The following is a 25,333-nucleotide window of genomic DNA, read 5'->3' as shown; positions in this document are numbered from 1 at the left end:
ACACGCTGAGACTAGCAGGATGCTAGTCTTTTTATGACGATGACACATCTCCTTTTTTCTTGATGCTTGCTGTAATGAGCTGTGTCAATGTATCAGAGCCTTTTGTTGAAAGGTGAACACCATCAGGCTGAAAATAAGAAGGCTGTCCGGTAGCGGCTGAATGCCAATCGACCAGGGTCACATTGGCATGTTGATCGGCCACTCGCTGAATGACTGCATTCACATCGCTTTCCCAAGACCTTGGGACTCTCGTGTTCACAAGGAAAATGTGCGCCTTTGAAAATTGCTGAATGAATGCTGTCAATGTGCCCTCAGTAAAATAGCCATTCGTGCCAAGCTCAATGATAACAGCGGCATCAGATTGATTAAATGAAGCATACTGAGGAGCGATGCTGACGGCTTCGTTCATTTGTCTGCCAACCTTTGCATCGATGGTGATTTGTGCATATGCCTTTTCAAGATTCGGCGCTATGTCCAGCATGACGGAATCACCAATAGCAAGAATTTGGTGAAACTGCTTCTGATCTGCTGCTTTCTTCTCGTGTTTTTCTTTCTTTTTTTTCGTTTTCGATTCCGTAGAGTCTCCTGCTTTTTTCGGTGCCGTCTTAATTTGTGTCACTTCCTTGGCATGTGGAGACGTATGGGACGAACTGGACATGCCAATGGTAAATAAGATTAAAAGAGCTGCAGTGATTCCAAGGAACACTTTATGAGACGTAGACCATTGTTTGAATCCCTTTTTCCAAATAGACCAAGAGGCAAAATATTGTGTGAAGCCAAGCCGGCGAATCGGCTGTTCGATGAAGCGGTAAGAGGCCTCTGCGATAAGTAAAATGGCAATGATCTGCAATGCGACACGCCCCATAGAAGGCTGTCCAATTTCAATGACAGGGGTGGTCAGCACGATGATGGGATAATGCCACAGGTAAATACCATAAGAACGCTTTCCAATCCAGACGAGCGGCTGATAGGAGAGCCATTTTCCCAATAGGCTTGCAGGGTGGCAGATGCACGCAATTAAAATCGCTGCATTAAGACAGAATAAAAGCATGCCGCCTTGATAGAGAAAGCCGTCAAATTCGTCCACTGCATAAACACATAGAAGAAAAACCGCAAACGAACCAAAACCAGCGATATGTAAAATACGTCTGCCAACAGGAAGGAGCTTTTTGCTGGACAGTCTTTGCATGGGCCATACAAATGCTAGGCTGCACCCAATCAGAAGCGCAAATGCACGAGTATCTGTTCCATAATAAACCCTGCTTGGGTCCGTATCGGGTGAATAAAGGATTGCCATCCATAAGGCGGAGACAAGTGCAAGGCCAAAGGTGATCATTGGCAGATGGGATCTATTTTTCACCCATTTTAGCCCAGCAATCAATAGTACCGGCCAAATGATATAAAATTGCTCTTCTATCGCCAAAGACCACAAATTTTTCAGTGGAGATACAGCGTTGAAGCTATCAAAATAAGACAGCTGATGGAAAATGTACCACCAGTTACTGACATAAAAAAAGGACGATAAGGCATCGCCACGAATGGACAATAGTGCATTCGAACCCGCAATTGCACACCAGCTGACGGTTAAGAAAATCATCACGTAAGCAGCTGGAAGGAGCCTTCTGATTCGGCCCATCCAAAATGGTAAAAGCTCTTGATAACCCAAATCCTGCTTATGTAACAAGATCGTTGTAATCAAGTAACCAGAAATCACAAAAAACAAATCAACGCCAAGAAACCCGCCGCTTGCAGGTCCAATATGTAAGTGATAAGCAATGACCGCCAATACAGCAACGGCTCTTAGCCCATCTAGTCCTAATATATAACGTAAACGATTCTCCTTGCTGCTCATGAAAATGAATCCCCCATTTATGTCAAAAAGCTTCTTTTTTGTTGTCACTCCAAAAGAGCAACGATTCTTTTATTTTATATAAGATTAGACGAATCAGCATCACATTTTGTTGGCGAATTTCTGTCTTTTTTTAAAATTTTTATATAAAGAAAGAATTGATGGTAAGGAAGGCTGCCTTATTTTTATACTCAAAACCAAAATCCCTGTCATAATAAAAGAAGATGGAAAGGGGATGTGTGAAATGAGAACAATTGAAAATGATCAGTTATTGATTCAGATCAATGAGAGGGGTGCCGAGGTCAGAGAGGTGCTTCATAAGGAAAGTGGACGTCAATATATGTGGTCTGGCGATCCTGCATACTGGGGCAGGGTGTCGCCTGTCTTATTCCCGATTGTTGGACGATTAAAGAATGACCAATACAAGATAGATGATCAAACCTATGAGCTCACGCAGCATGGATTCTTGCGTGATGTTGATTTTGATTTACATGAAGAAACGAAACATACAGTGACCTTTCAATATGAATCAAAAGGCCGCCACATCGAGCAGTATCCCTCTGAATTTACCGCCCGTATTCGATACGAGCTGTCGGAAAATGGTCTGATGATTTCCTGGGAAATTGATAATGTCGGAGATGACACGATGTATTTCTCCATCGGAGGTCACCCCGCATTTCAAGTTCCGCTAATTGAAGGAGAGCGCACAGCAGATTATTCCCTGACATTGACGCCTTCTACTGAGCATCTTCCTGTCCAATATGAACTAAAAAATTCACTTGTCAGGGAGAAAGAAAAAAGCATTCAGCTTAAACCAATTCAGCTTCGACCAGAGCTTTTTCAGCATGATGCGATGATCTTTAGTCATATCAATCGAGTGTCATTGGTGTCTCAGGCAGGTCACGGGGTTGAGTTTGATCTCACTGGTTTTCCGTTCGTTGGTATTTGGTCACCTTATCATCAAGAAACGAGCACAATGGCTCCTTTTGTTTGTATTGAGCCTTGGTACGGTATTGCCGATGTTGAAGGGACGAATGGGCAGTACAAGGAAAAGTTCGGTATTCAAACTTTAGAGAAGAATGAGACCTTCCAAGCCGCCTATACGATTTTCTTCAAATGAACATTTGTGCATGATAAGTTGAACAATTTGTTATGATAGAAGAAAAAGGAGGCGTACGAATGGATCGGGAGAAACAACAACTGAGTATTGAAGCGGCAAGGCTGTATTATTTATCGGATTACAGCCAGCAGGAAATTGCCAAACAGCTCGACCTGTCGAGACCAACTGTATCTCGGCTGCTTCAATATGCGAAGGAGAAGGGGTACGTCCAGATAACGGTAATGGACCCGTTTGAAGACTTGAATGAGCTGTCTTCATTGCTCAAGGAAAAATATGACCTGCTCGAAGCTCATGTGGTGTTTTCGCCCAAAGATGATTATCCAACGATCACCGAATACTTGAGCCAATTTGGTGCTGAGTACTTGCAAAACACAGTAAAAGACGGTGATATCGTTGGTGTGAGCTGGGGAACCACCATGTATCAAATTGCTCAAAAGATGCAACCTAAACAGGTCAAAGGTGTAGAGGTTGTCCAGCTGAAGGGTGGGATTAGCCACTCCCATGTGAATACATATTCTGCGGAAACCATCCAGCTGTTTGCCGAGGCCTTTCAAACAGCACCGCGCTATTTACCACTTCCTGTTGTATTTGATAGTGCTGCCGTCAAGGAGATGGTTGAACAGGACAGACATATTCAGCGCATCATTGAAATGGGCAAACAGGCGAATATTGCTGTGTTCACTGTTGGAACGGTAAGAGATGAAGCCCTTTTGTTTAGACTTGGTTACTTCCGCGAAGAAGAAAAAGCACTGCTCAAAGCATCCAGCGTTGGGGACATCTGTTCGCGCTTTTATGATCAAGAAGGACGCATTTGCAGTGAAGCGATTAACAACCGTACGATTGGCGTGGAGCTTGATGATTTAAGGACAAAAGAACGCTCTATTCTTGTTGCTGGCGGACATCGCAAGGTTGCTTCTATCCACGGGGCACTAAGAGGAAAATATGCGAACGTATTGATGATCGATCAGCATACAGCAAAGGCTCTTTTAAATGTCACAAAATAGATGAACAAAATTTCATAACTATGTTTACAAATGTTCATCGGTCATATATGATGAAAGTATCATAATTAAAAGGAAGTGTAAGCATGACGATAGCAAATCTTATTGATCATACAGCACTAAAACCAGATACATCGAAAGCTGCAATCATGCAGTTACTTGAAGAAGCAAAGACTCATCAGTTCGCATCTGTTTGTGTGAATCCAACATGGGTGTCTCTTGCGGCGAAAGAACTAGCAGGAACAGGCGTTGATATTTGTACAGTCATCGGTTTCCCGCTAGGTGCAAACACAACAGCAGTAAAAGCATTCGAAACAAAGGATGCAATTGAGAACGGTGCAACCGAAGTGGACATGGTCATCAATATCGCGGCATTGAAAGACGGCGAATATGATGCAGTTGAGCAAGATATTCGTGCAGTTGTAGACGCAGCAAAAGGGAAGGCACTTGTGAAAGTCATTATTGAAGCGTGCTTACTCACAGATGAAGAGAAAGTCAAAGCTTGTGAGCTTTCAGTGAAAGCTGGCGCTGATTTTGTGAAAACATCGACTGGATTTAGTACAGGCGGTGCAACTGCTGAGGACATCGCATTAATGCGTAAAACAGTAGGACCTGACATCGGTGTGAAAGCATCAGGCGGCGTGAGAACAAAAGAAGATGTTGAGGCAATGCTAGCTGCAGGCGCTACCCGAATTGGTGCGAGTGCAGGCGTTTCTATTATCAAAGGGGATCAATCAGCTCCTTCGAAAGACTATTAATTCATACGATCCTATGGTAGGATAACATTCGTGACTCATAAATGATGAAAAAGTCATATGCGGAAGGATCTCACTTCTGGGAATTTCTTCCGCAATTTGTTTACGAAATAGGGTTTGTTCCATTCAATCGCATTAATGTAAACGAATTCATTCGAGGAGGAAAAATATGAAATACGTGATTGGTATCATCGGTTTGCTGGTGATTCTCGCCATTGCATGGCTGGCTAGTAACGGCAAAAAACGAGTAAAATTCCGTCCAGTAATTGTCATGATTGTACTGCAATTTATTTTAGGTTATATTCTGCTCAATACAGGTGTTGGAAATTTCCTAGTCGGGGGCTTTGCAAGGGGATTCCAAATGCTTCTAGGCTATGCCGGTGAAGGAATCAACTTCGTATTTGGCGGATTAATGAATGATAAGGCATCAACTTTCTTCATCAATGTCTTACTGCCGATCGTCTTTATTTCGGCATTGATCGGTATCCTACAGCATTGGCGTATCCTCCCGCTTATCGTACGCGGAATCGGGTATTTGCTTAGTAAAGTAAATGGAATGGGGAAACTAGAATCCTACAACGCAGTAGCGTCTGCGATTTTAGGTCAATCAGAAGTCTTTATTTCCATTAAGAAACAGCTTGGATTATTACCTCAACAACGTCTTTATACATTGTGTGCATCTGCGATGTCAACTGTATCGATGTCCATTGTTGGTGCATACATGCAAATGATTAAACCAGAGTATGTTGTAACAGCACTCGTGTTAAACCTATTTGGTGGATTTATTATTGCGTCTATCATCAATCCTTATGAAGTGGCTAAGGACGAAGACATGATTGAAATTGTAGAAGAAGAAAAGCAATCCTTCTTTGAAATGCTTGGCGAATATATTATGGATGGTTTCAAAGTAGCGATTGTTGTCGCTGCGATGTTGATTGGATTCGTTGCATTAATTGCGATGATTAATGGAATCTTTACAGCTGTCATCGGTGTTTCTTTCCAAGATGTACTTGGTTATGTATTTGCCCCATTTGCTTTTATTGTTGGTGTACCTTGGAGCGAAGCAGTACAAGCAGGAAGCATTATGGCAACGAAAATGGTTTCCAACGAATTTGTGGCAATGCAAATCCTGTCCGGTGATGCTTTCCATTTCACTGCTCGTACAGAAGCGATCATTTCTGTATTCCTTGTATCATTTGCGAATTTCTCTTCTATCGGTATCATTGCTGGAGCAGTCAAAGGCTTAAACGAAAAACAAGGGAACGTTGTCGCACGCTTTGGATTAAAGCTTCTATTTGGTGCAACACTTGTCAGCTTCTTAACAGCAGGCATTGTCGGTTTGATTTACTAATTTAAAAAAAGGAATGGTGAAAACAATGAGAATGGTAGATATCATTGCAAAAAAACGTGACGGAAAAGAATTATCTTCAGAGGAAATTTCTTTCTTTGTCAAAGAATATACGGACGGAACAATTCCTGACTACCAAGCAAGTGCCTTGGCTATGGCAATTTTCTTCCAAGATATGACGGATCAAGAACGTGCAGACTTAACGCTCGCTATGGCGAACTCGGGAGACACGATTGACCTCTCTGCCATTGAGGGTATTAAAGTAGACAAGCACTCAACAGGCGGTGTAGGCGATACAACAACGCTTGTACTCGCTCCTCTTGTGGCTGCACTTGATGTACCTGTTGCGAAAATGTCTGGCCGCGGCCTTGGACATACAGGCGGTACAGTGGACAAGCTTGAAGCGGTAAAAGGCTTCCACGTAGAAATTACAAAAGACGAATTCATCGAGCTTGTGAACCGTCATAAAGTAGCGGTCATTGGTCAATCAGGCAACCTGACACCAGCGGATAAAAAGCTTTATGCCCTTCGTGATGTGACAGGAACCGTTAACTCCATCCCGCTCATTGCAAGCTCTATTATGAGTAAGAAAATTGCTGCTGGCGCAGATGCGATCGTACTAGATGTGAAAACAGGTGCAGGTGCTTTCATGAAAACACCTGAAGACTCTGAGAAGCTTGCAAAAGCCATGGTCCGCATCGGAAACAACGTTGGCAGACAAACGATGGCTGTCATCTCTGATATGTCTCAGCCGCTAGGATTAGCGATTGGAAATTCCCTTGAAGTGAAAGAAGCGATTGATACGCTTAAAGGCGAAGGCCCTGAAGACTTAAACGAGCTTGTGCTCACTTTAGGAAGTCAAATGGTCGTTCTTGCGAAAAAAGCAGAAACGCTTGATGAAGCAAGAGAAAAGCTAATTGAAGTCATGAAAAACGGCAAAGCACTTGAGAAATTCAAGGAATTCTTAGAAAATCAAGGTGGGGACGGCTCGATTGTAGATCAGCCGGAAAAACTGCCGCAAGCCCCTTACCAAATCGACGTTCCTGCAAAGGAATCAGGTGTGGTTGCTGAAATCGTCGCAGACGAGATCGGTGTTGCAGCGATGATTCTTGGAGCAGGACGTGCGACAAAAGAGGACGAGATCGACCTATCTGTCGGCATCATGCTGAACAAAAAAGTCGGCGATCGTGTTGAAAAAGGAGATTCACTCGTGACACTTCATGCAAGTCGTGAAGATGTTGCGAATGTCGTGGAGAAAATTTATGACAACATCCGCATCGCAGATCATGCTGATGCACCAACTCTCATTCACACTGTGATCACAGAATAAAGAAAAAAGGACAAAAGTGCTTTGCCGCTTTTGTCCTTTTTTTGTTCATTTCTTTTTCTATTGAGATAAAAAATTTCACTTTATGAAACAAACCTCTTGCATTCATTAAATAATGGGTGTATATTAGTTGACGAGTCAATGATTGATATATCAACTAATTGATCTGAATAGAAAAGAGGGGATGGCATTGACTGCATTTTGCTCTGAAGAAGCAGAGGTATTATACCGTTTGCAGTGTGTGAACCGTATGATGGGCGTGAAGTTCGAAGCATGCACGGGCATCAGCCAATCAAGACTAGAGTTGCTATCACTGTTATTCCAAGCAGACGAAATCAGCCAGTCAGATTTGCAGAAAAAAGTAAATATTGATAGTGCGGCTGTGACGCGTCACTTAAAACAGTTAGAAGCAAAAGGAATGGTCACGCGCAGAAGAAAGCCAGAAGATAATCGAGTCACACTTGTTCGTCTGACAGAAGAAGGCAGAACAAGAATCGAAGCTTCTAAAAAAGAAAAAGAACGATTTATCTCAGAAATGCTTGAAAACGTAAGTGACGAAGAACGAAAGCTTCTCACTGATGTGCTCAGCCGAATACAACAAAACATCGAAAAGATTCAAACAACCTAAAGGAGTGTTTCAACATGGCTACAACATTAAAAACTAACGATTTTATGGAAATTTTGAAAGGACGCCGTTCTATTCGTAACTATGACCCAGCTGTGAAAATCAGCAAAGAAGAAATGGCAGAGATTTTAGAAGAAGCAACAACTGCACCATCATCAGTGAATGCACAGCCTTGGCGCTTTATGGTCATTGACAGCCCAGAAGGAAAAGAAAAGCTTGCACCACTTGCAAAATTCAACCAAACTCAAGTGTCAACATCAGCAGCTGTCATTGCAGTATTTGCAGATATGAAAAGCAATGAATACTTAGATGAAATTTATTCAAAAGCAGTAGAGCATGGCTACATGCCGCAAGAAGTGAAAGAAAGACAAATTGCTGCACTAACTGCACACTTTGAGGTACTTCCAGAGCAAGTCAACCGCGAAACAATCTTAATTGACGGTGGAATTGTGTCTATGCAGCTTATGCTTGCAGCACGTGCACACGGCTATGATACAAATCCAATTGGCGGTTTTGATAAAGAAGTCATCGCTGAAACATTTGGCTGGGATAAAGAACGTTATGTACCAGTGATGCTGTTATCAATTGGGAAAGCTGCTGACGAAGGTTATGCTTCTTACCGCTTACCGATTGAACGCATTACAGAGTGGAAATAATATCTTTTAAAAAGGAGACGATTAGATGATTATTATTCATGCAGGGATGACCATTCATCCAGAAAAAGAAAACGTATTTCTAGAAGAAATTAATGCATTAATGAAAGCTTCACAAGCCGAAGAAGGCAATGTATCCTACAAGCTGTTCAAGGATACAGATAAGGAACATACCTTCTTAATGGTAGAAGTGTGGAAAGATGACGCTGCGGTTCAGAGCCATAATGCGAGTGCACATTTCCAAGCTTTCGTAGCGAAGGCAAAAGAATTCTTAGCCGCTCCACTTGACGTTGTTGCCTTTCAAGGCCAGCAACTTTCATAGTAAAACAACAAACACCCTAGGCGGTTATCGTCTAGGGTTCTTTTATTTTCGACACCTTGTTCCACCCATTTCATTCCCGTATTGTGCATTTTCCACAAAATTTCTGAAAATAAAATGTTTTTCGACTTAAGTATATTGGAATATGCTAGAATTAGATATTATTTATTACCAAATTAGGGAGGAACCAAAATGAAAAAAGGGAAATGGACGAGCATTGCACTAACGGCTGTCCTCAGTTTAGGCACATTGACAGCTTTCAGCACCCCTCTATCTGCCCACACCACAGAGAAATCAACATCCTCAGATGGCGGTCATTATTCAGGTGTTCCATTTGACGCAAGTGTCGTGAATGAAGACCGTCTCATCAAAGCCTTGAAAAAACAAGGAAAGATCAAAAAGAATGCCAATGAAGCAGAAACCCAAAAAGCACTAAAGAACTATCTAAAGAAAAAAGAAGAATCCGCTATGAAACAAAGTGCAAGCACCTTAACAGAAGAGCCTGAATTTCTGAAAGAATACAAACAAAAGGTACATAACAAATTAGCCAAAAAGAAAAAGTTAAAGAAGCATAATGGAAAAGAAAGCAATCATGTAAAACCGGTCAAAAAGGAAAAGTATAAAGGCGATGTTCGCAATGATAAGGTATTGGTTTTATTAGTAGATTTTAAAGATTATAAGCATAATAGTATTAAAAAAGAAGAGACTGATATGTACTATGACAAGTACGATCAGCAGCACTATCAAGACATGCTTTTCGGAAAAAATGGCTACATCGGTCCAGATGGGAAACGAAAAGTATCCATGAAGCAATATTATGAGAAACAGTCTGGCGGCAGTTACACGATCAGTGGAACGGTTGCTGGCTGGTATACAGCGAAGCATGAAGCAGCCTATTATGGCGGGAACGTACCTGATGAATCAGGCAGTGACGGCAGACCGCGTGAATTGGTGAAAGAAGCACTCGAAGCAGCAGCAAAGGACCCGAACATTGATCTTGGTGAATATGATCAATGGGACCGCTATGATATGGATGGGGACGGCGTTTATAACGAACCAGACGGCATCATTGACCATCTGATGGTCGTTCATGCTGGTGTAGGTGAAGAAGCTGGCGGCGGACAGCTTGGCTCTAATGCAATTTGGTCGCACCGCTGGTCACTTGGTGATGTATTTGAAATTCCAAACACTGAATCTGAAGTCGGACAAGGCGGAAAATTAGGCGCGTTAGATTACACCATTGAGCCTGAAGATGGCGCGGCAGGCGTATTCACACATGAATTCGGACATGATCTTGGTCTTCCTGATGAGTACGATACACAGTACACAGGAGGAGGCGAGCCCGTTTCCTACTGGTCGATCATGTCAAGCGGAAGCTGGGCAGGTAAAGTCCCTGGAACGGAACCAACAGGCTTTAGTCCATATGCGAAAGAAATGCTTCAAAACTTGCATGGCGGTAACTGGCTTACTGGACAAACCATCGATGGTAAAACATTAAAGAAAAGCAAAACAGTGCTGATTGATGAAGCAGCAACAAAAGGAACGAACCATGATGCGGTTCGGGTAGACTTACCAGATAAAGAGATTGAGGTCACAAAACCTGCTCAAGGACAAAATGCGTACTTCAGCGGAACGGGTGACAATTTAAATGCGACCATGACGACAACTGGTATCGATTTGTCGAAAGGGAGCAAAGCAGAGCTGACATTTAAAGCATGGTACGATATCGAAGAAGATTATGATTATGCGTATGTAGAAGTTCGTGAAACAGGAACTGATCAGTGGAAGAGCATTGCTGGTAACATCACGAACGATCGAAATGAAGCTGGAGCGAACGAAGGCAATGGAATTGACGGAAAATCAGACGGATGGGTAGATGCAGCCTTTGATCTTTCTGCTTATGCAGGGAAGAAAATTGACCTGCAATTCCGCTATACAACCGATGCAGGTTATTCACTGCCAGGCTTATTTGTAGATGATTTAAACATCACTGCAGATGAAACGAAAGTATGGTCAGATGATGCTGAGGGCACGTCTACTTTCACCTTTAACGGATTCTCGAAATCGAATGGAAAACAATATGCAGCACAATACTATTTACTAGAGTGGCGCTCATATGCTGACGTCGATAAAGGGTTAAAGCATATCAAACGCGGGGCAAGCCTCATGAGCTATAATAACGGTTTGGTCGTGTGGTATGTCGATCAATCCTACAGTGATAACTGGGTAGGAAAACACCCAGGGAACGGTTTCCTTGGGGTAGTAGATGCGGATCAGCAAGTATTGAAGTGGAGTGACGGCTCCATTGCAGCCACAGGTTTCCAAGTACATGATGCAGCATTTTCTTTGAATCCAAGTACGAAGCTCGATATTGATTATACAGCGACAACTGGCTTAACGTTGGTAGATCGCTATATTCGCCCGACTCGTACATTTAGTGATAAAAAGAATTATGTGAATCCAAATAATCCAGATGCAGGGCGTGATGTCCCAACATACGGTCTATCCTTTAAAGTTGTTGGACAAAGTAAGGATCGTTCTGTTGGAAAGGTATTAATTTCTAAAAGTAACTAAACAGAAAGCCGGATTCTACCATTGAATCCGGCTTTTTGATATGGTAATAAACTGTTTTTGATGAAAAGGACGGCTTTTTGGTCGAATGTCTGTTCTTTTTTATTTTGATATCCGAATGAAATCATTATATAATAGAGATTGGAAGGTTTTTCTTTCATACATGGTTCTTTTTAGCTGTTAAAACTAAGGAAAGGATGAGCGTTACCAATGAGTTGTGTCACTGCTAAGCAATTAAAGGTGATAAGAGGGACGATGCAGACTTTTTGCAGCCATTTCGAGTATGATGGTCACGGTAAGCTTCATATCAATACCATCATGGCTTTTATTAAAAAGGAGTTTGGTGTGAGAAAAATGAAAGACATTCCACAAAGCCGCTTTACTGAAGCGCTTGAATTAATACAAGACTTTGATTTATACACGGATAAAATAGAGATTCGTGATCGTCTATCAGAAAGGAATTAACTAAATTGAATATTTTAGCAATAATACTAGTAGGAATTGTCGCATTAGAACACCTTGTCATTATGTTGTTAGAAATGTTTTTTATGGAATCAAAGATGGCAAAGAGATCCTTTAAGCTGCCAGAACACTTGCAAAAGGATCCAAATGTAAAAGTGATGTTTGCCAATCAAGGGCTTTATAACGGGTTTTTAGCTGCAGGACTGATTTGGGGGCTCATTCTCGGATCGAATACTGTTGGATATATGATTCAGCTATTTTTCATTCTTTGCGTGATCATCGCTGCGGTATTTGGCGGTGTGACCTCTAATAAATCAATCATCGTCAAGCAAGGAGTACCAGCGCTTCTTGCATTAATTGCGCTTATCCTGGCAATTTAACCGTAAATAAAGTCGCCCGAGTAAAGGGCGGCTTTTATCTTTTTCGAAGACCCATTAGACGAATAATAGATGTCAGACATAGTGCAACGGCAACAGCCAAAATAATTTTCCCATACATGACCCCTGTTAAGTTCATCAAAAAGACGGCCAATATGATACAGAGCGTGATGATGATCATCACAATCGAATAGGTTTTCATCTCTTTTCCACTCCTTTAAAAGTCCCCTCACATCCGTGAGGTCTATCCATCTTACCCTCATATGATATCACTCAATGACAATTTTACATGAAATTCCCTACCAATAGAATGTGACATATTGATTAGATTTGATGACATGCCATATTTTTTAGAAAATCGGGTATACCATAAAGAGTTGCAACGAAGTTCAATTGTTTGATATTTAATTGTGCAAAATGTAAAATGAAAACATGATAAATCGAAAGGATGATCAAGATGAGTAAGAAAGTGTTATTAGTATCGACAAGCAGTTCAGAAATGAACGGACATCCAACAGGCTTATGGCTAGAAGAGTTGGCAGAGCCATTTCATATTTTTAAAGAAAATGAACTAGACGTTCAAATTGTCTCTATTCAAGGTGGAACTGTCCCTATTGATAAAAATTCAATTCCAGAAGGTGTTCCAGCGCAATATGAAGATGTATATGAATTACTTCAAGACACAAAGGCGCTTACAGATGTGAACCCAGCTGATTATGATGGCATTTTCTTTGCGGGAGGACACGGCCCAATGATCGATTTTGCGTCTAATCAACTGGTAGCCGATGCAATCTTAGCTATTTCAAACAAAAATGGTGCAGTCGGAGCTGTTTGTCACGGCGTTTCAGCATTCATTGATGTGAAGGATCAAGATGGCAAATCATTTATCGAAGGTAAAAAAATCACAGGCTTCACAAACGAAGAAGAGGAAGCTGTTCAGCTGACATCAAAAGTTCCATTTTTATTGGAAACAAAACTTCGTGAGCAAGGGGCAGCGTTTGAAAAAGGAGATGCCTTTGCACCATACGCTGTAGTTGACGGACAAATCATTACTGGACAAAACCCAGGTTCTAGTGCAGAAACAGCACGCCTGTTTGTTAAAACCATTTCATAAAGTGATCAAAAAACCAGTCGTAGCAAATACGGCTGGTTTTTTGTCATAAAGATTTCCTAAAAAAGACCATAACAATGAATGAAATAATGGTAAAATATTCACAGGGTAAAAAACCCAATTGAGGAAAAAGGGGATGTTCCTGTGAGAGCATTATATGGAAAAATCACTGTAGCTTTATTATCCATTCTACTCGTCACAACAGGTTTATTTTCACCAGTATTAAAAGCAGAAGAAGCACCGAAATCAGATGGGAAATTGTCACCACTGACGGAAAAAGCCATTCAGCAAGTGCAAGACTCGTTTTTGAAACAGGATGAAGGAACCGCTATCCAAAAGAAGCAGCTAAAAAAATCTTTTAAAGTAGATAAGAAAAATGGAATCAGTATCAAACGAAAAGCCGCTAAAGATGGTAAGATGCGTACATCTTCCGTTCGCTCCATTGATGGACTAGCCATCAACCAATCGGTTGTCTTATCAGAGGATGACCCAGTCGATTTATGGTTGTTAAGTACGACTTCACCTCAGGCACTCATCAGCCGAATTACCTCTTCAAATCCCGATTATTTCGTACAATTATTTGTTGTTGATTATGAAACTGGACAAGCTTATCCGACGGACTTGATTCAGCCAGCAGGCAGTCTCCTTGGTTTGACCAATTTACCAGCAGGTGACTACGCATTCGGTATCACAAGCGGTGGAAATTTCGGAGACTCTTACACGTTACAAGTGAATGCAAAAAACCCACCCAATTTCACTGGGGCTGTTTCCCTCTCCTCAACCTTGCAATACTTTGTAGCTGAGTATGCGAATGGGGATGTTTTCGCTAATGGTACAAAAGTGTATAACAAACAATCTAAGACCGCCGATTATAAATGGGAGCGTGTATTTTATTTCTCCTATGACGGAAAATATGATCAGAGAACCCATTCTGTTGAAAGTGTGAAAGTGAAAAGAATTTCGGCACCAGTATCGTACTCTTCTCCTTATGCGAGTTCATCTGAGGTCATTCTCGTCTACTTAGATGTGGAGACGTTATTTATGTATCATGAATCATCGTTTGCTAGCGGACAATACTACCATAGTAGCTTTGTTGATACACTTGGAAAGACAACGCCAAGGCGTTTAGATATTGATGATATGACAAATTACGGCGATCATATTTTAGCTGTTGATTTGAAAACGGGAAAACCAATTGATTTCTTCAGTGTCCTTAATTTTTACTATGCTGCAGGGATCGAAAAGCTGCCTACGATCAGAACGTTGAATTAAGAAAGGCGGTTGACAGCAAATCTCTACATGTGTAGAGTAAAGATAATTAAATGACAAAAGTCCACTAGGGGAGTCATGTATGACTGAGACAAGAGAAAATCTTGGACCCTTTGAACCTGATCTAGTTTGTACTAGCGGAGGGAAGTGGAGCTGGACCTCGTCTTATTCATTATTGAATCGATAAGAAGGCCGCTCCATTTGGGGTGGCTTTTTCATTTATTCAACTGAAGAAGAGGAGGCTTTTTTTATGACGTTTTCAGCGCAATTAAGAGAAGAAACAGAACCATTATTTGAAGCCATTTATCAGCATCCGTTTGTCAGAGGGCTGGCAGCAGGAAAGCTGGAAAAGGAACAGATCATTCATTACGTCAAACAAGATGCAGAATATTTACATGCTTTTATTAAAATTTATGCAGCGGCTCTTAGCAGATGTACAGACAAAGGAGATATTGCCTTTTTCCATCAGCAGATTGCGTTTGTACTAGATAGTGAGACACACCCTCATCAAAATCTTTGCCGAGTGGCAGGTGTATCATATGATGAGCTCCAAGGTGCCCCGCTTGCTCCGAGTGCTCATCACTATATTCATTATATGCTGCAAGTTGCCAAGGAAGGCACGCTTGGAGAAATCATCGCTGTCCTGCTTCCATGCCCTTGGACATATTGGGAAATTGGGAAACGAATGCTCACAGATGTGCAGCCTGACCCATCACATCCTTTTTATGAGTGGATCACATTTTATGGAGGGTTAACCGACTCTATTACAGTAGAGCTTTGCAAGCGGCTCGATCAGCTGGCGGAAGCAGCAAGTGAGAAGGAAAAGGAAAAAATGAAACAGCACTTTATCCTAAGCTGTCAGCTTGAGTACAAGTTTTGGGATATGGCGTTTACGGTGGAAGATTGGCCAGTTCCATTGGAGGTGCATTCATCATGACATGGAAGATGAAGGAAGTTGTCCTTGCTGTCATTTTATCCGTAGCATGTGGTGTCATCTATTTAGGGTGGTCCACACTTTACTTACCCATTACAGCACTTGTTGGCCCAGCAGGAGGCAACATCATGTTTGGCATTTGGGTGATTGCCAGTCCAATCGTCGCGTATATCATCCAAAAGCCGGGAGCTGCCCTGATTGCAGAAACAGCCGCTGCCGCAGTGGAATTACTAACAGGCAGCCACTTCGGTCTTGCAGCCCTGCTGATTGGTGTATGCCAAGGGCTTGGGGCAGAAATTGCTTTTGCTCTTTTTGGTTATAAACGATATCGCATGTGGACACTGATGCTGTCAGGTGCCTTTGCAGCTGTTGGAGCAATGACTTACAGCCTCGTTGCGAATGGCTTTGGTTATTACACGCCTCAAGTTTTACTCATCACACTGATGACTCAAATCATCAGCGGAATGATACTGGGCGGATGTTTAGCAAAAGTAGTGGTGGACGCATTATCTAAAACCGGTGTATTGAATCAATATGCCATCATGAAAGAAAAACGAAACAAAGGTGAACAGCATGGATTCATTTCTCGCGTGCAATAATCTCACTGTCCGTTTTTATGAACAGCCTCAGCCCGTGTTGCATCAAATCTCTCTTTCCATTCAAAAAGGTGAAAAGGTGCTTATTTTAGGACCAAGCGGCAGCGGTAAATCCACGCTCATCTCCGTTCTGGCTGGCATCATTCCAGAACATTTAGAAGCGGACATGCAGGGCGAAGTGATATTGCAAAGACATACAGGCGTCATGTTTCAGGACCCTGATTCCCAGTTTTGTATGCATCGCGTCAATGAAGAAATTGCCTTTAGCTTAGAGAACCGTTCTGTCCCTCGTGACGAGATGGCTGGCATCATTCAGCAGCTCATGCAAAAAGTCCAACTTGATGTCGATCCCAATACAGACATCCACACATTATCTGGCGGCATGAAGCAGCGATTGGCGCTTGCTTGTTTACTAGCGTTAGAGCCAGATGTGCTGTTCTTTGATGAACCGACCGCACAGCTTGATCCAGCAGGAAGAATGGAGATATTTCAGCTTCTACAGCAGCTTGCAGCTGATCAGCGACAAACCATGATTTTTGTAGAGCATGTGCTAGATGGGGTCATTGAATGGATGGACCGGGTGATTTTATTAGACGATCAAGGCAGCATCTTAGCAGATGGGTCTCCAAAAGATGTATTGACGACATATGAAAAAGAAATGAAAGAGGCAGGAATTTGGAGGCCGAAATTATTTCCCGAGAAATGGTCTACGATCCTTCAAGATCCATTTCATCCAATGAGTCACAAGCTTATGCAAACCTTTGAAGCAAGAAAGAAGCAGAATGAAAAAGTGCCGTCGACTAAGCGGGAGACCATCATTCGTTCAGAAGATCTTCAATTAAGCTACGGGAAAAAGAGGATTATGAGTGATCTTCAGCTTGATATCAAAGCAGGGGAATGGGTGGCGATCATTGGGGAAAATGGAAGCGGAAAAAGCACATGTCTTAAACATTTGGTTCGTTTAGAGCCAACGAAAAAAGGCCACATTTTTTTAAAAGAGACACTCCTTAAAAAGTGGTCAGACCGAGAACTATATGAAAAGGCAGGCTTTGTGTTTCAAAATCCGGAGCTTCAATTCATACAAGATACAGTGTTCGATGAAATTGCATTTGGTGGAAGGCAGCGTAATTGGCAAGAATCCGTTGTGCAAGAAAAAACAGTTCAGCTATTGAAAGAGTTCGGTTTAGAAAAGCATGCAAAAGCTCATCCTTTCACTTTAAGCCTAGGTCAAAAAAGAAGATTGAGTGTGGCTACAATGCTCCTTTTTGATCAGGATGTCCTATTGTTAGACGAGCCGACTTTCGGGCAGGATGAAAGAACAGCGAAGGAATTAATCAGGCGCTTGAAAGATCGTCAACGCCAAGGCACCACTATTTTAATGGTCACACATGATATGGACCTTGTCGATGAGTGTGCCGATCAAGTGCTTCTTTTTCATCAAGAAAAGCATGTGTATGATGGCACGCCTTATGATTTGTTTTCAAATCGGGAACTTGTCAATGCTTATCAGCTGAGAACCCCGTTGCATTATCGCTATGTGGCTGAAAGAAAGGACGTGCTGACGATTGCAAAGTAATCATTCCTTTCTTTCCACTGTGAATCCAGTCATCAAATTACTCACTCATCTACTTGCGATGTGTTGTCTCATGGCGATATCTGATCCTAAAACAACCTTCATCATCTGGCTGTTTGCACTTGGTATTGGACTTGTTTTAGGCGGATGGAATTTGAAGTATCTTTTCACAAGACTTGTCCCTTATCTGCTTTTTTTTATTCTCGTGTTTTGGATGATGGCGGCCTTTGGCAAGGGGGATCATACTGTTTGGAAATGGGCATGGTTCCATATGACAGAGGAGAGTTTAAGAAATGGACTCACCATCGCTCTCAGAATGCTTGGCTTTGTGACGTTTGGTCTCCTGTTTACGTCCACAACAGATTTGACAGCATTTATGATGAGCCTCATTCATCAGTGCAAAATGTCGCCAAAATGGGCGTATGGAATGCTTGCTGGCTTCCGGTTTATTCCGTTATTTCAAAGTGAATTAAAGCAAATGAAGGCGGCACATAAAATCAGAGGCTATAAGCAAAAAAACAGCTGGAAAGCCTTTATGCGTTATGCACTTCCTCTTTTTACACAGGGCGTACGAAAATCAGAACGGTTGGCCATTGCGATGGAAGCAAGAGGCTTCACGGGTGAGAGAGAGCGGACGTATTATCATGTCATCAGCACTTCGTGGATCGACTATATGTATCTTTTGCTCATCGGTATCAGTATTTTGATATGCATGTCCTTTTTTTTTAAAAACACCCACATTCTCTTGATAGAATGTGGGCTTTTTATATGTCTTAGGTCATTTGATTGATATTAGTGCACATTACAGGCTGTAATAGACCTTATAACGAACCGATAAAGAGGATGTACTGAGAAAAAGAGAGGATGAACGTGAGCGAATGTCACAGAGAATTGATAACATAATAGACGCTTTACCAATCATTGGACTAGCTATGAGAGAGCAACTAACCTTTTCTGTTTTAGGGAAAGAGAAGGTTCTTTATTATCAGCAACATGGAAACATTGACCTAGGGTTTAAAGCTGGGGATATCGTAGCTCCAGGGTTCGAAAACTTTTCTATGTTGAAAAATGGGAGAGAGCCATCGTTTATTCAAATTCCGAAAGAAGTATACGGGATTCCAATGGATATTGTAGCCGTTCCAATTAAAGATGAAGCGGGTCAAGTAGTCGCTGCTTTCTGCGTTGCCTATGATCAGACCAATCAACAACGATTAGATGACATCATGACAGAGAGCAACGAAGCTTCCGAAAAACTAGTCGCAATGGTACAGCAAGTTGCTGCACATTCAGAGGAACTACAAGCGACAAGTGAACAAATTCTACAAAACACGAAAACCACTGTAGAAAACTCCTCTAAAATCAATCAAGTGTCCAATCTTATCAAAGGTATCTCTGATCAAACGAACTTACTTGGACTCAACGCATCAATTGAGGCTGCAAGAGTAGGTGAAGCAGGAGCAGGCTTCGGAGTGGTCGCAACGGAAGTGAGAAAGCTGTCAACTCACGCCAAACAAGCGACGACTGATATTGAAACAGCGCTAAAAGATGTACAGGGGTCGATTAAAGGAATGGAAGAAGAAATAGCACAAATTGTCGCTTCTTCTGAGCATCAAGCAGAGCTTGTAGGCACGTTCACAAAAATTATTGAAGGTCTCCATGAAACAAATGAAACGATGAAATCACTCGCAGAAGACTTAGTGAATTATCAAGTGAAATAAAAAATAGATCGACCACAACCTCCAGATCAATCGGAGGTTTTTTTCGTTTTAAGGTAAGGAACTTGTTAGGATATTGACCGATTGATCGCTGACAGGCAGTGTACACTTCTGTATGATAGAAAAAGAGATACTACCCTGGTCAGTAGACCTATTCATAAGGAGGAAGACCATCGTGACACAATCAGCGAAGCTGCAAGAAATCATAGCACCTTACCGTAAAATGTTAGATCAAACGGAACAGCCAACGATTCAACTAAAGATGAAACAAGGAAAAACAGGACCATACGACAGCAAAATTGCAGGTGATCCTTACTTCCCTAAAAACGATGAATATCCAGTTGATGGTGAAGGACACCCTATGAAGCTTTTGGCACAAATTAATTTTGGCCAGCTGCCGAAGCTGAAGGATTATCCAGAAACAGGACTTCTGCAAATTTTTATTTCTGTGCATGATGATCTTTATGGGATGAATATTGACCAAAAAACAGAGCAAAAAGATTTTCGGATCAAATTTATTGAGGAACCTTTCTTGGCAGAAGAAGAGTTGTTGACTGATTTTTCTTTTGTGAAAATTCCTGATGATTTTTATTTTCCTGTAACGAAGGAAGGCGCCATTACAGGTGAACGATCAAGTGAAACGATTAGTGTAGAAGATTTCCGCTTTGAGAAAATCACAGGTAAGCGAAGCTGGGACCTATTCGAAGATATAGAAGGTATTGATGGAGATGAAGCAGATGCCTTGTTAGATGAATTTTATGAGACAGAGAGTGGCTTTGGTCACAAATTGGGTGGATATCCAGGCTTTACACAAGAGGACCCGCGTACCTACGAAGACCAGGAACATACCGTTCTGTTATTACAAATCGACTCAGATGATGAAGTGGACATGTTGTGGGGAGATTGCGGAATCGCCAACTTTTTTATCAAACCAGAAGACCTCAAACGAAAAAATTTCGAGAATGTCGTCTATAATTGGGATTGCTCCTAATTTTGTAAAAAACACTCTTTATAGAGTGTTTTTGTGTATGTTTTTAGACTTTTTTGCCCCTATTTCGTCATTTTTGAGAGGTAATATGTCATTCTTTCTAGTTGACCGTATCAAAAAAAAATGTAAAATCATCTTAAAGTCCTCTTTTTTGAAAATAATAATAACATGACATATCAATCAACAATGAGATGCTCGAAAAAGCGGAATGTACTGGGGGGTATCAATTGATCATTTCGAAAGTAATCAATAATAATGTGGTCAGTGCGTATGATGACGAGCAGCATGAGCTGGTCATTATGGGCAGAGGGATCGCTTTTCAAAAGAAAAGTGGAGACCCGATTGACGAAGAACGTATTGAGAAAGTATTTTCCATTCAAAATAAAGATATATCAGAAAAATTCAAAACCCTGCTTTATGATATTCCAATCGAGTATATGCAAGTGTGTGAGGCGATTATTGATCATGCGAGAACAACCCTTAATAAAAATTTGAATGACAGCATCTATGTGACACTGACAGATCATATCACCTTTGCTATTGAACGTCATCAAAAAGGAATGGACATCAAAAATGCCTTGCTCTGGGAAATTAAGCGGTTGTATAAAGATGAGTTTATGTGTGGTTTAGAAGCGATTCGGATTATTCAGGACAAGCTCAACATTCATCTTCCTGAGGATGAAGCCGGTTTTATTGCGATGCACATTGTCAATGCAGAGCTCAATGAAGAAATGCCGAACGTGATTCAAATTACCAAACTCATTCAAGATATTTTAAATATCGTCAAGTATCACTTTCAAATTGATTTAGACGAGGAATCATTAAACTATTTCCGTTTTGTCACGCATTTGAAGTTTTTTGGACAGCGTCTGTTTAACGAAACACAAATGGAAAATCAAAATGAATTCCTGTATGAGGTCGTAAAAGAGAAAAACACTGCAGCTTTCCAATGTGCTGAGAAAATTAACGATTATGTTCAAAAAGAACACAACCGAAGTCTCATAGAAGATGAGATGCTATATTTAACTTTGCATATCGACAGAGTGATAAAAAGAAAATAAATTTAAAAAGAAAGCGTTGACATCATAAAATTAACATGATAATTTATAACTATAAACGAAATAACCCACAATCTTTTAGGATTGTTACTGGTCAAGCAGGCAAAACCTAAATCATTGTCCCTATCTTTGATAAGGCATGATTTAGGTTTTTTTATATCCAAAGACTTATAAAAATTAAATAACGATCAATCGCTATGAAGGATTGTTACTGGTTAAGCAGGCAAAACCTAAATATCGATTAATGTCTGAATCGCTATTTTTCGGACATTAATGGATGTTTAGGTTTTTTCTATATCATGATTTAATCAACGATTGGAGGGTAATACAATGAACCACAAACAAACAGCAAAAGAAGTTCTAGAGCTTGTCGGCGGTGAAAAGAATGTTAAGCAAGTCACGCATTGTATGACAAGACTTCGCTTCAACTTATACGATGAAGGCAAAGCGGATAAGGAGAAGCTGCAATCAACAGACGGCGTCATGGGTGTGAATCAAAGCGGAGGTCAATATCATGTCATTATTGGCAATGATGTTTCAAATGTCTATCAAGCGATGATTGCTGACTCAGGACTGTCAACAGATGTAAAGTCAGGCGGTACAGAAGAAGCGTCAAAACAAAATGTGATATCTAAGCTTTTCGATTTTATCTCTGGTGTCTTCACACCGATTCTTCCAGCCATTGCTGGTGCCGGTATGATCAAAGGGATCTTGGCACTCATGCTTACGTTCCAGTGGATATCGGATAAAAGCAGCACATATGCAATTTTAACAGCTATCGGCGACGGAGCCTTTTACTTCTTACCGATTCTGCTTGCTGTAAGCGTAGCCAAAAAAATTGGCACAAATCAGTATATCGCCGCTGCCATTGCAGCCGCCGCACTGCACCCGCAGTTAACGGCTTTACTAGGCGCAGGAAATACAGAATTTCTAGGGCTACCAGTGGTTGCCGTTGTGTACTCTTCATCGGTCATTCCGATTCTACTCACCATCTGGCTCGGCTCATATGTTGAAAGATTCGCGGAAAAATATAGCCCAAAATCATTGAAGATCATCCTTGTTCCAACGGTCACACTTCTTGTCGTAGTACCAATTATGCTTATCGCAGTAGGACCGCTTGGTGGGATTATCGGAAATGGCCTTTCAGGTGGAATTGATTTATTGTTCAAACATGCAGGTATTTTGGCTGGATTCTTGATCGGCGGCTTCATGTCACCATTGATCATTACGGGTATGCACTATGCACTACTTCCAATCATGATCAACAATATTACGTTAAACGGTTTTGACTTCATTCTTCCAATGATGTTTGTAGCAAATATGGCACAAGCAGGCGCAGCATTCGGTGTCTTCTTAAGATCAAAAAACAAAACATTCAAATCATTGGCGATGTCTACAAGTATCACTGCATTAATGGGTATTACTGAACCTGCTATGTATGGTGTGAACATGCGATTGAAAAAACCGTTCCTTGCAGCCCTTATTGGTGCAGCAGCAGGCGGCGTGTTCATGTCGATCTTTAAAGTAAAATCATATGTGATATCTGGATCAGCAGGTCTCCCGGGTCTCCCAACATTCATTGGCCCAACATTTGTCTACTCCATCATTGGATTAGTCATCGGTTTTGTTGTAGCAACCATCATGACACTTGTTCTAGGATTCAAAGATGTACCAGTGAAAGATGATACAAAAGCAGACAAACCAGAAGAAAAGAAAGACACAGCAGCACTTCAAAATGAAGTGGTACAAAGCCCGCTTGAAGGTCAACTAAAGCCGCTAAATCAAGTAAATGATGCAACATTCTCAAATGAAATCATGGGTAAAGGTACAGCCATTGTCCCAACAGTTGGACGTGTAGTAGCACCATTCAATGGCAAGGTTGAAACCATTTTCCAAACGAAGCATGCCATTGGCTTAAAGAGTGACCAAGGCACAGAGCTTCTCATACATGTTGGAATTGATACGGTGAAGCTTGGCGGAAAGCATTTCACAAGTCATGTAGAGTCAGGTGATCTTGTTCAAGCAGGAGATGTGCTCGTTGAATTTGATATCGAGGGCATTCAGCAAGAAGGCTATGATGTCACCACACCAATTATTGTGACCAACACAAACGATTTTGCACAAGTTGATGCGAAAACAGAAGGCACGATTTCAGTACAAGAGACACTGCTCACAGTCAGTGTAGAAGAAAACGAGGAGGGCATTCAACATGAACAAGTTAGAAAAAACATTTCCTAAAGGTTTCTTATGGGGCGGCGCTGTTGCAGGCAACCAAATTGAAGGTGCTTATAATAAAGATGGAAAAGGCTTATCGACAGCTGATGTATCACCGCACGGTATTATGCATCCATTCGATGAATCAATGAAAGACTTGAACTTATATCATGATGCGATTGACTTCTACCATCGTTATAAAGAAGATATTGCACTCTTTGCAGAAATGGGATTCAAATGCTTCAGACTATCCATTTCTTGGCCACGTATTTTCCCAAATGGCGACGATGCTGAACCAAATGAAGCAGGTCTTGCTTTTTATGACAGAGTATTTGATGAACTGCATAAGTATGGAATTGAACCAGTTGTCACGATTTCTCATTATGAAATGCCGCTTGCACTTGTGAAAAACTACGGTGGTTGGAGAAACCGTAAGCTTGTCGATCTTTATGAAACATACGCGAAAACGTTGTTTACTCGCTATAAAGACAAAGTGAAATATTGGATGACCTTTAATGAAATCAACGTCGTGTTACATGCGCCTTTCACTGGTGGCGGACTTGTATTTGAAGAGGGCGAAGACGAGAAAAGCATTCAATATCAAGCAGCGCATCACCAATTTGTTGCAAGTGCTTTAGCTGTCAAAGCAGGACACGAAATCATTCCTGATGCGAAAATCGGCTGTATGATCGCAGCGATGACAACTTATCCGTACAGCTCAAGACCAGAAGATATGTTTGCAGCGATTGATCAAGATCGTAAAACATTGTTCTTCTCAGATGTACAGGCAAGAGGCTACTACCCAGGTTACATGAAACGATACTTCCGCGAAAATGGAATTCATATTGAGATCCAAGATGGTGATGAAGACATCCTAAGAAACCATACAGTGGACTATATTGGCTTCAGCTATTACATGAGCTTTGTGACAAGTACAGATCCAGAGATTCTTGGACAAGTGACTGGTGGTAACCTATTTGAAGGCGTGAAAAACCCTTATCTAGAAGCAAGTGATTGGGGCTGGCAAATTGATCCAAAAGGACTTCGTACAACACTAAACCAACTATATGACCGCTACCAAAAACCATTGTTTATCGTAGAAAATGGATTGGGAGCTGTCGATCAAGTAGAAGAAGACGGTTCCATTCAAGACGATTACCGAATTGATTACCTCAGAAGCCATTTGCTAGAGGCGAGAGAAGCCATTGCAGACGGAGTAGACTTGATGGGTTATACAAGCTGGGGCCCAATTGACCTTGTCAGCGCATCAACAGCTGAAATGAAAAAACGCTACGGCTTCATTTATGTCGACCGTGATAACGAAGGAAAAGGTACATTAGATAGAAAGAAAAAGAAAAGCTTCGATTGGTATAAACAAGTGATTGCGACAAATGGTAATCATTTAGATGCATAAAAGAAAAAAGACAAACCGTTCATACTGCGGTTTGTCTTTTTTTCGTCAAGGGGA

General features: G+C 41.4%; 23 protein-coding genes, 1 pseudogene and 1 riboswitch. Of the genes and pseudogenes, 22 read left to right on the top strand and 2 right to left on the bottom strand.

The window, feature by feature from the left end; translation table 11 throughout:
- Window positions 1-31 precede the first annotated feature (31 nt).
- Window positions 32-1,852, bottom strand: coding sequence for an acyltransferase family protein (locus CKW02_RS19315; protein WP_003215010.1), 1,821 nt, complete (start codon window positions 1,850-1,852; stop codon window positions 32-34).
- A 241-nt stretch (window positions 1,853-2,093) separates the two neighbouring features.
- On the opposite strand from CKW02_RS19315, the gene CKW02_RS19310 reads away from it, so the two are divergent.
- The 11 genes from CKW02_RS19310 to CKW02_RS19260 all read left to right on the top strand — a co-directional run bounded on the left by CKW02_RS19310 (window position 2,094) and on the right by CKW02_RS19260 (window position 12,410).
- On the top strand, window positions 2,094-2,969 hold the full coding sequence (locus CKW02_RS19310; protein ID WP_034620289.1) for an aldose 1-epimerase family protein: 876 nt from the start codon (window positions 2,094-2,096) through the stop codon (window positions 2,967-2,969).
- A gap of 59 nt (window positions 2,970-3,028) precedes the next feature.
- A complete protein-coding gene (locus CKW02_RS19305; protein WP_003214694.1) occupies window positions 3,029-3,973 on the top strand; it encodes a DNA-binding transcriptional repressor DeoR in 945 nt (314 codons plus the stop codon).
- An 83-nt stretch (window positions 3,974-4,056) separates the two neighbouring features.
- Window positions 4,057-4,728 (top strand): deoxyribose-phosphate aldolase, encoded by a 672-nt coding sequence (gene deoC / locus CKW02_RS19300; protein ID WP_003215179.1) that lies wholly within the window; start codon window positions 4,057-4,059, stop codon window positions 4,726-4,728.
- Window positions 4,729-4,894: 166 nt separating this feature from the next.
- Window positions 4,895-6,076, top strand: a complete 1,182-nt coding sequence (locus CKW02_RS19295) for a NupC/NupG family nucleoside CNT transporter (protein WP_003215267.1) — start codon at window positions 4,895-4,897, stop codon at window positions 6,074-6,076.
- Window positions 6,077-6,101: 25 nt separating this feature from the next.
- Window positions 6,102-7,403 carry a pyrimidine-nucleoside phosphorylase gene (locus CKW02_RS19290; protein WP_034620288.1) on the top strand — a complete coding sequence of 434 codons (1,302 nt, stop codon included), beginning with the start codon at window positions 6,102-6,104 and terminating at the stop codon, window positions 7,401-7,403.
- A 181-nt stretch (window positions 7,404-7,584) separates the two neighbouring features.
- A complete protein-coding gene (locus CKW02_RS19285; protein WP_003215380.1) occupies window positions 7,585-8,028 on the top strand; it encodes a MarR family winged helix-turn-helix transcriptional regulator in 444 nt (147 codons plus the stop codon).
- A gap of 14 nt (window positions 8,029-8,042) precedes the next feature.
- Window positions 8,043-8,681 (top strand): nitroreductase family protein, encoded by a 639-nt coding sequence (locus CKW02_RS19280; protein ID WP_003214802.1) that lies wholly within the window; start codon window positions 8,043-8,045, stop codon window positions 8,679-8,681.
- A 25-nt stretch (window positions 8,682-8,706) separates the two neighbouring features.
- Window positions 8,707-9,000: a putative quinol monooxygenase gene (locus tag CKW02_RS19275; protein WP_003214755.1), complete on the top strand. Its 294-nt coding sequence runs from the start codon at window positions 8,707-8,709 to the stop codon at window positions 8,998-9,000.
- A gap of 189 nt (window positions 9,001-9,189) precedes the next feature.
- Window positions 9,190-11,571: an immune inhibitor A domain-containing protein gene (locus CKW02_RS19270; RefSeq protein WP_003215171.1), complete on the top strand. Its 2,382-nt coding sequence runs from the start codon at window positions 9,190-9,192 to the stop codon at window positions 11,569-11,571.
- 207 nt (window positions 11,572-11,778) lie between these two features.
- Entirely contained in the window at window positions 11,779-12,033 is a 255-nt protein-coding gene (locus tag CKW02_RS19265; RefSeq protein WP_034620285.1) for an ORF6C domain-containing protein, read from the top strand.
- Window positions 12,034-12,038: 5 nt separating this feature from the next.
- Window positions 12,039-12,410: a DUF1304 domain-containing protein gene (locus CKW02_RS19260; RefSeq protein WP_003215243.1), complete on the top strand. Its 372-nt coding sequence runs from the start codon at window positions 12,039-12,041 to the stop codon at window positions 12,408-12,410.
- A gap of 34 nt (window positions 12,411-12,444) precedes the next feature.
- Here the strand turns inward: CKW02_RS19260 and CKW02_RS20380 are convergent, their stop codons facing one another.
- Window positions 12,445-12,609, bottom strand: a complete 165-nt coding sequence (locus CKW02_RS20380) for a hypothetical protein (RefSeq protein WP_003214630.1) — start codon at window positions 12,607-12,609, stop codon at window positions 12,445-12,447.
- A gap of 255 nt (window positions 12,610-12,864) precedes the next feature.
- Between CKW02_RS20380 and CKW02_RS19255 the strand changes: the two genes are divergently transcribed.
- From CKW02_RS19255 to CKW02_RS19205, 11 genes and pseudogenes are all read left to right on the top strand, one after another.
- Window positions 12,865-13,521, top strand: coding sequence for a type 1 glutamine amidotransferase domain-containing protein (locus tag CKW02_RS19255; RefSeq protein ID WP_003215149.1), 657 nt, complete (start codon window positions 12,865-12,867; stop codon window positions 13,519-13,521).
- A 141-nt stretch (window positions 13,522-13,662) separates the two neighbouring features.
- Window positions 13,663-14,790 (top strand): hypothetical protein, encoded by a 1,128-nt coding sequence (locus CKW02_RS19250; protein ID WP_003215090.1) that lies wholly within the window; start codon window positions 13,663-13,665, stop codon window positions 14,788-14,790.
- Between the two features lie 56 nt (window positions 14,791-14,846).
- A riboswitch (TPP riboswitch) is annotated at window positions 14,847-14,950 on the top strand.
- 87 nt (window positions 14,951-15,037) lie between these two features.
- The gene (tenA, locus tag CKW02_RS19245; protein ID WP_003215030.1) at window positions 15,038-15,724 is read left to right on the top strand and encodes a thiaminase II; all 687 of its coding nucleotides are present in this window, start codon (window positions 15,038-15,040) and stop codon (window positions 15,722-15,724) included.
- Entirely contained in the window at window positions 15,721-16,320 is a 600-nt protein-coding gene (locus tag CKW02_RS19240; protein ID WP_003215404.1) for an ECF transporter S component, read from the top strand. The genes tenA and CKW02_RS19240 overlap by 4 nt, the downstream gene beginning before the upstream one ends.
- Window positions 16,295-17,893, top strand: coding sequence for an ABC transporter ATP-binding protein (locus CKW02_RS19235; protein ID WP_003214546.1), 1,599 nt, complete (start codon window positions 16,295-16,297; stop codon window positions 17,891-17,893). Before CKW02_RS19240 ends, CKW02_RS19235 begins: the two co-directional genes overlap by 26 nt.
- A complete protein-coding gene (locus CKW02_RS19230; RefSeq protein WP_231953209.1) occupies window positions 17,883-18,680 on the top strand; it encodes an energy-coupling factor transporter transmembrane component T family protein in 798 nt (265 codons plus the stop codon). The genes CKW02_RS19235 and CKW02_RS19230 overlap by 11 nt, the downstream gene beginning before the upstream one ends.
- 589 nt (window positions 18,681-19,269) lie before the next feature.
- Window positions 19,270-19,608, top strand: a pseudogene (locus CKW02_RS20775) (methyl-accepting chemotaxis protein); the annotation flags it as partial.
- Window positions 19,609-19,780: 172 nt separating this feature from the next.
- Entirely contained in the window at window positions 19,781-20,596 is an 816-nt protein-coding gene (locus tag CKW02_RS19220; RefSeq protein ID WP_003215325.1) for a YwqG family protein, read from the top strand.
- 224 nt (window positions 20,597-20,820) lie between these two features.
- Window positions 20,821-21,654 (top strand): BglG family transcription antiterminator LicT, encoded by an 834-nt coding sequence (licT, locus tag CKW02_RS19215; RefSeq protein WP_003214646.1) that lies wholly within the window; start codon window positions 20,821-20,823, stop codon window positions 21,652-21,654.
- A 327-nt stretch (window positions 21,655-21,981) separates the two neighbouring features.
- A complete protein-coding gene (locus CKW02_RS19210; protein WP_003214828.1) occupies window positions 21,982-23,889 on the top strand; it encodes a beta-glucoside-specific PTS transporter subunit IIABC in 1,908 nt (635 codons plus the stop codon).
- Window positions 23,861-25,279 carry an aryl-phospho-beta-d-glucosidase gene (locus CKW02_RS19205; protein ID WP_003215024.1) on the top strand — a complete coding sequence of 473 codons (1,419 nt, stop codon included), beginning with the start codon at window positions 23,861-23,863 and terminating at the stop codon, window positions 25,277-25,279. The genes CKW02_RS19210 and CKW02_RS19205 overlap by 29 nt, the downstream gene beginning before the upstream one ends.
- Window positions 25,280-25,333 lie beyond the last annotated feature (54 nt).

It is taken from the genome of Bacillus pumilus (assembly GCF_900186955.1).
GTDB classification, from domain to species: Bacteria; Bacillota; Bacilli; order Bacillales; family Bacillaceae; genus Bacillus; species Bacillus pumilus.
This window is presented reverse-complemented; position numbering and strand designations above follow the sequence as displayed.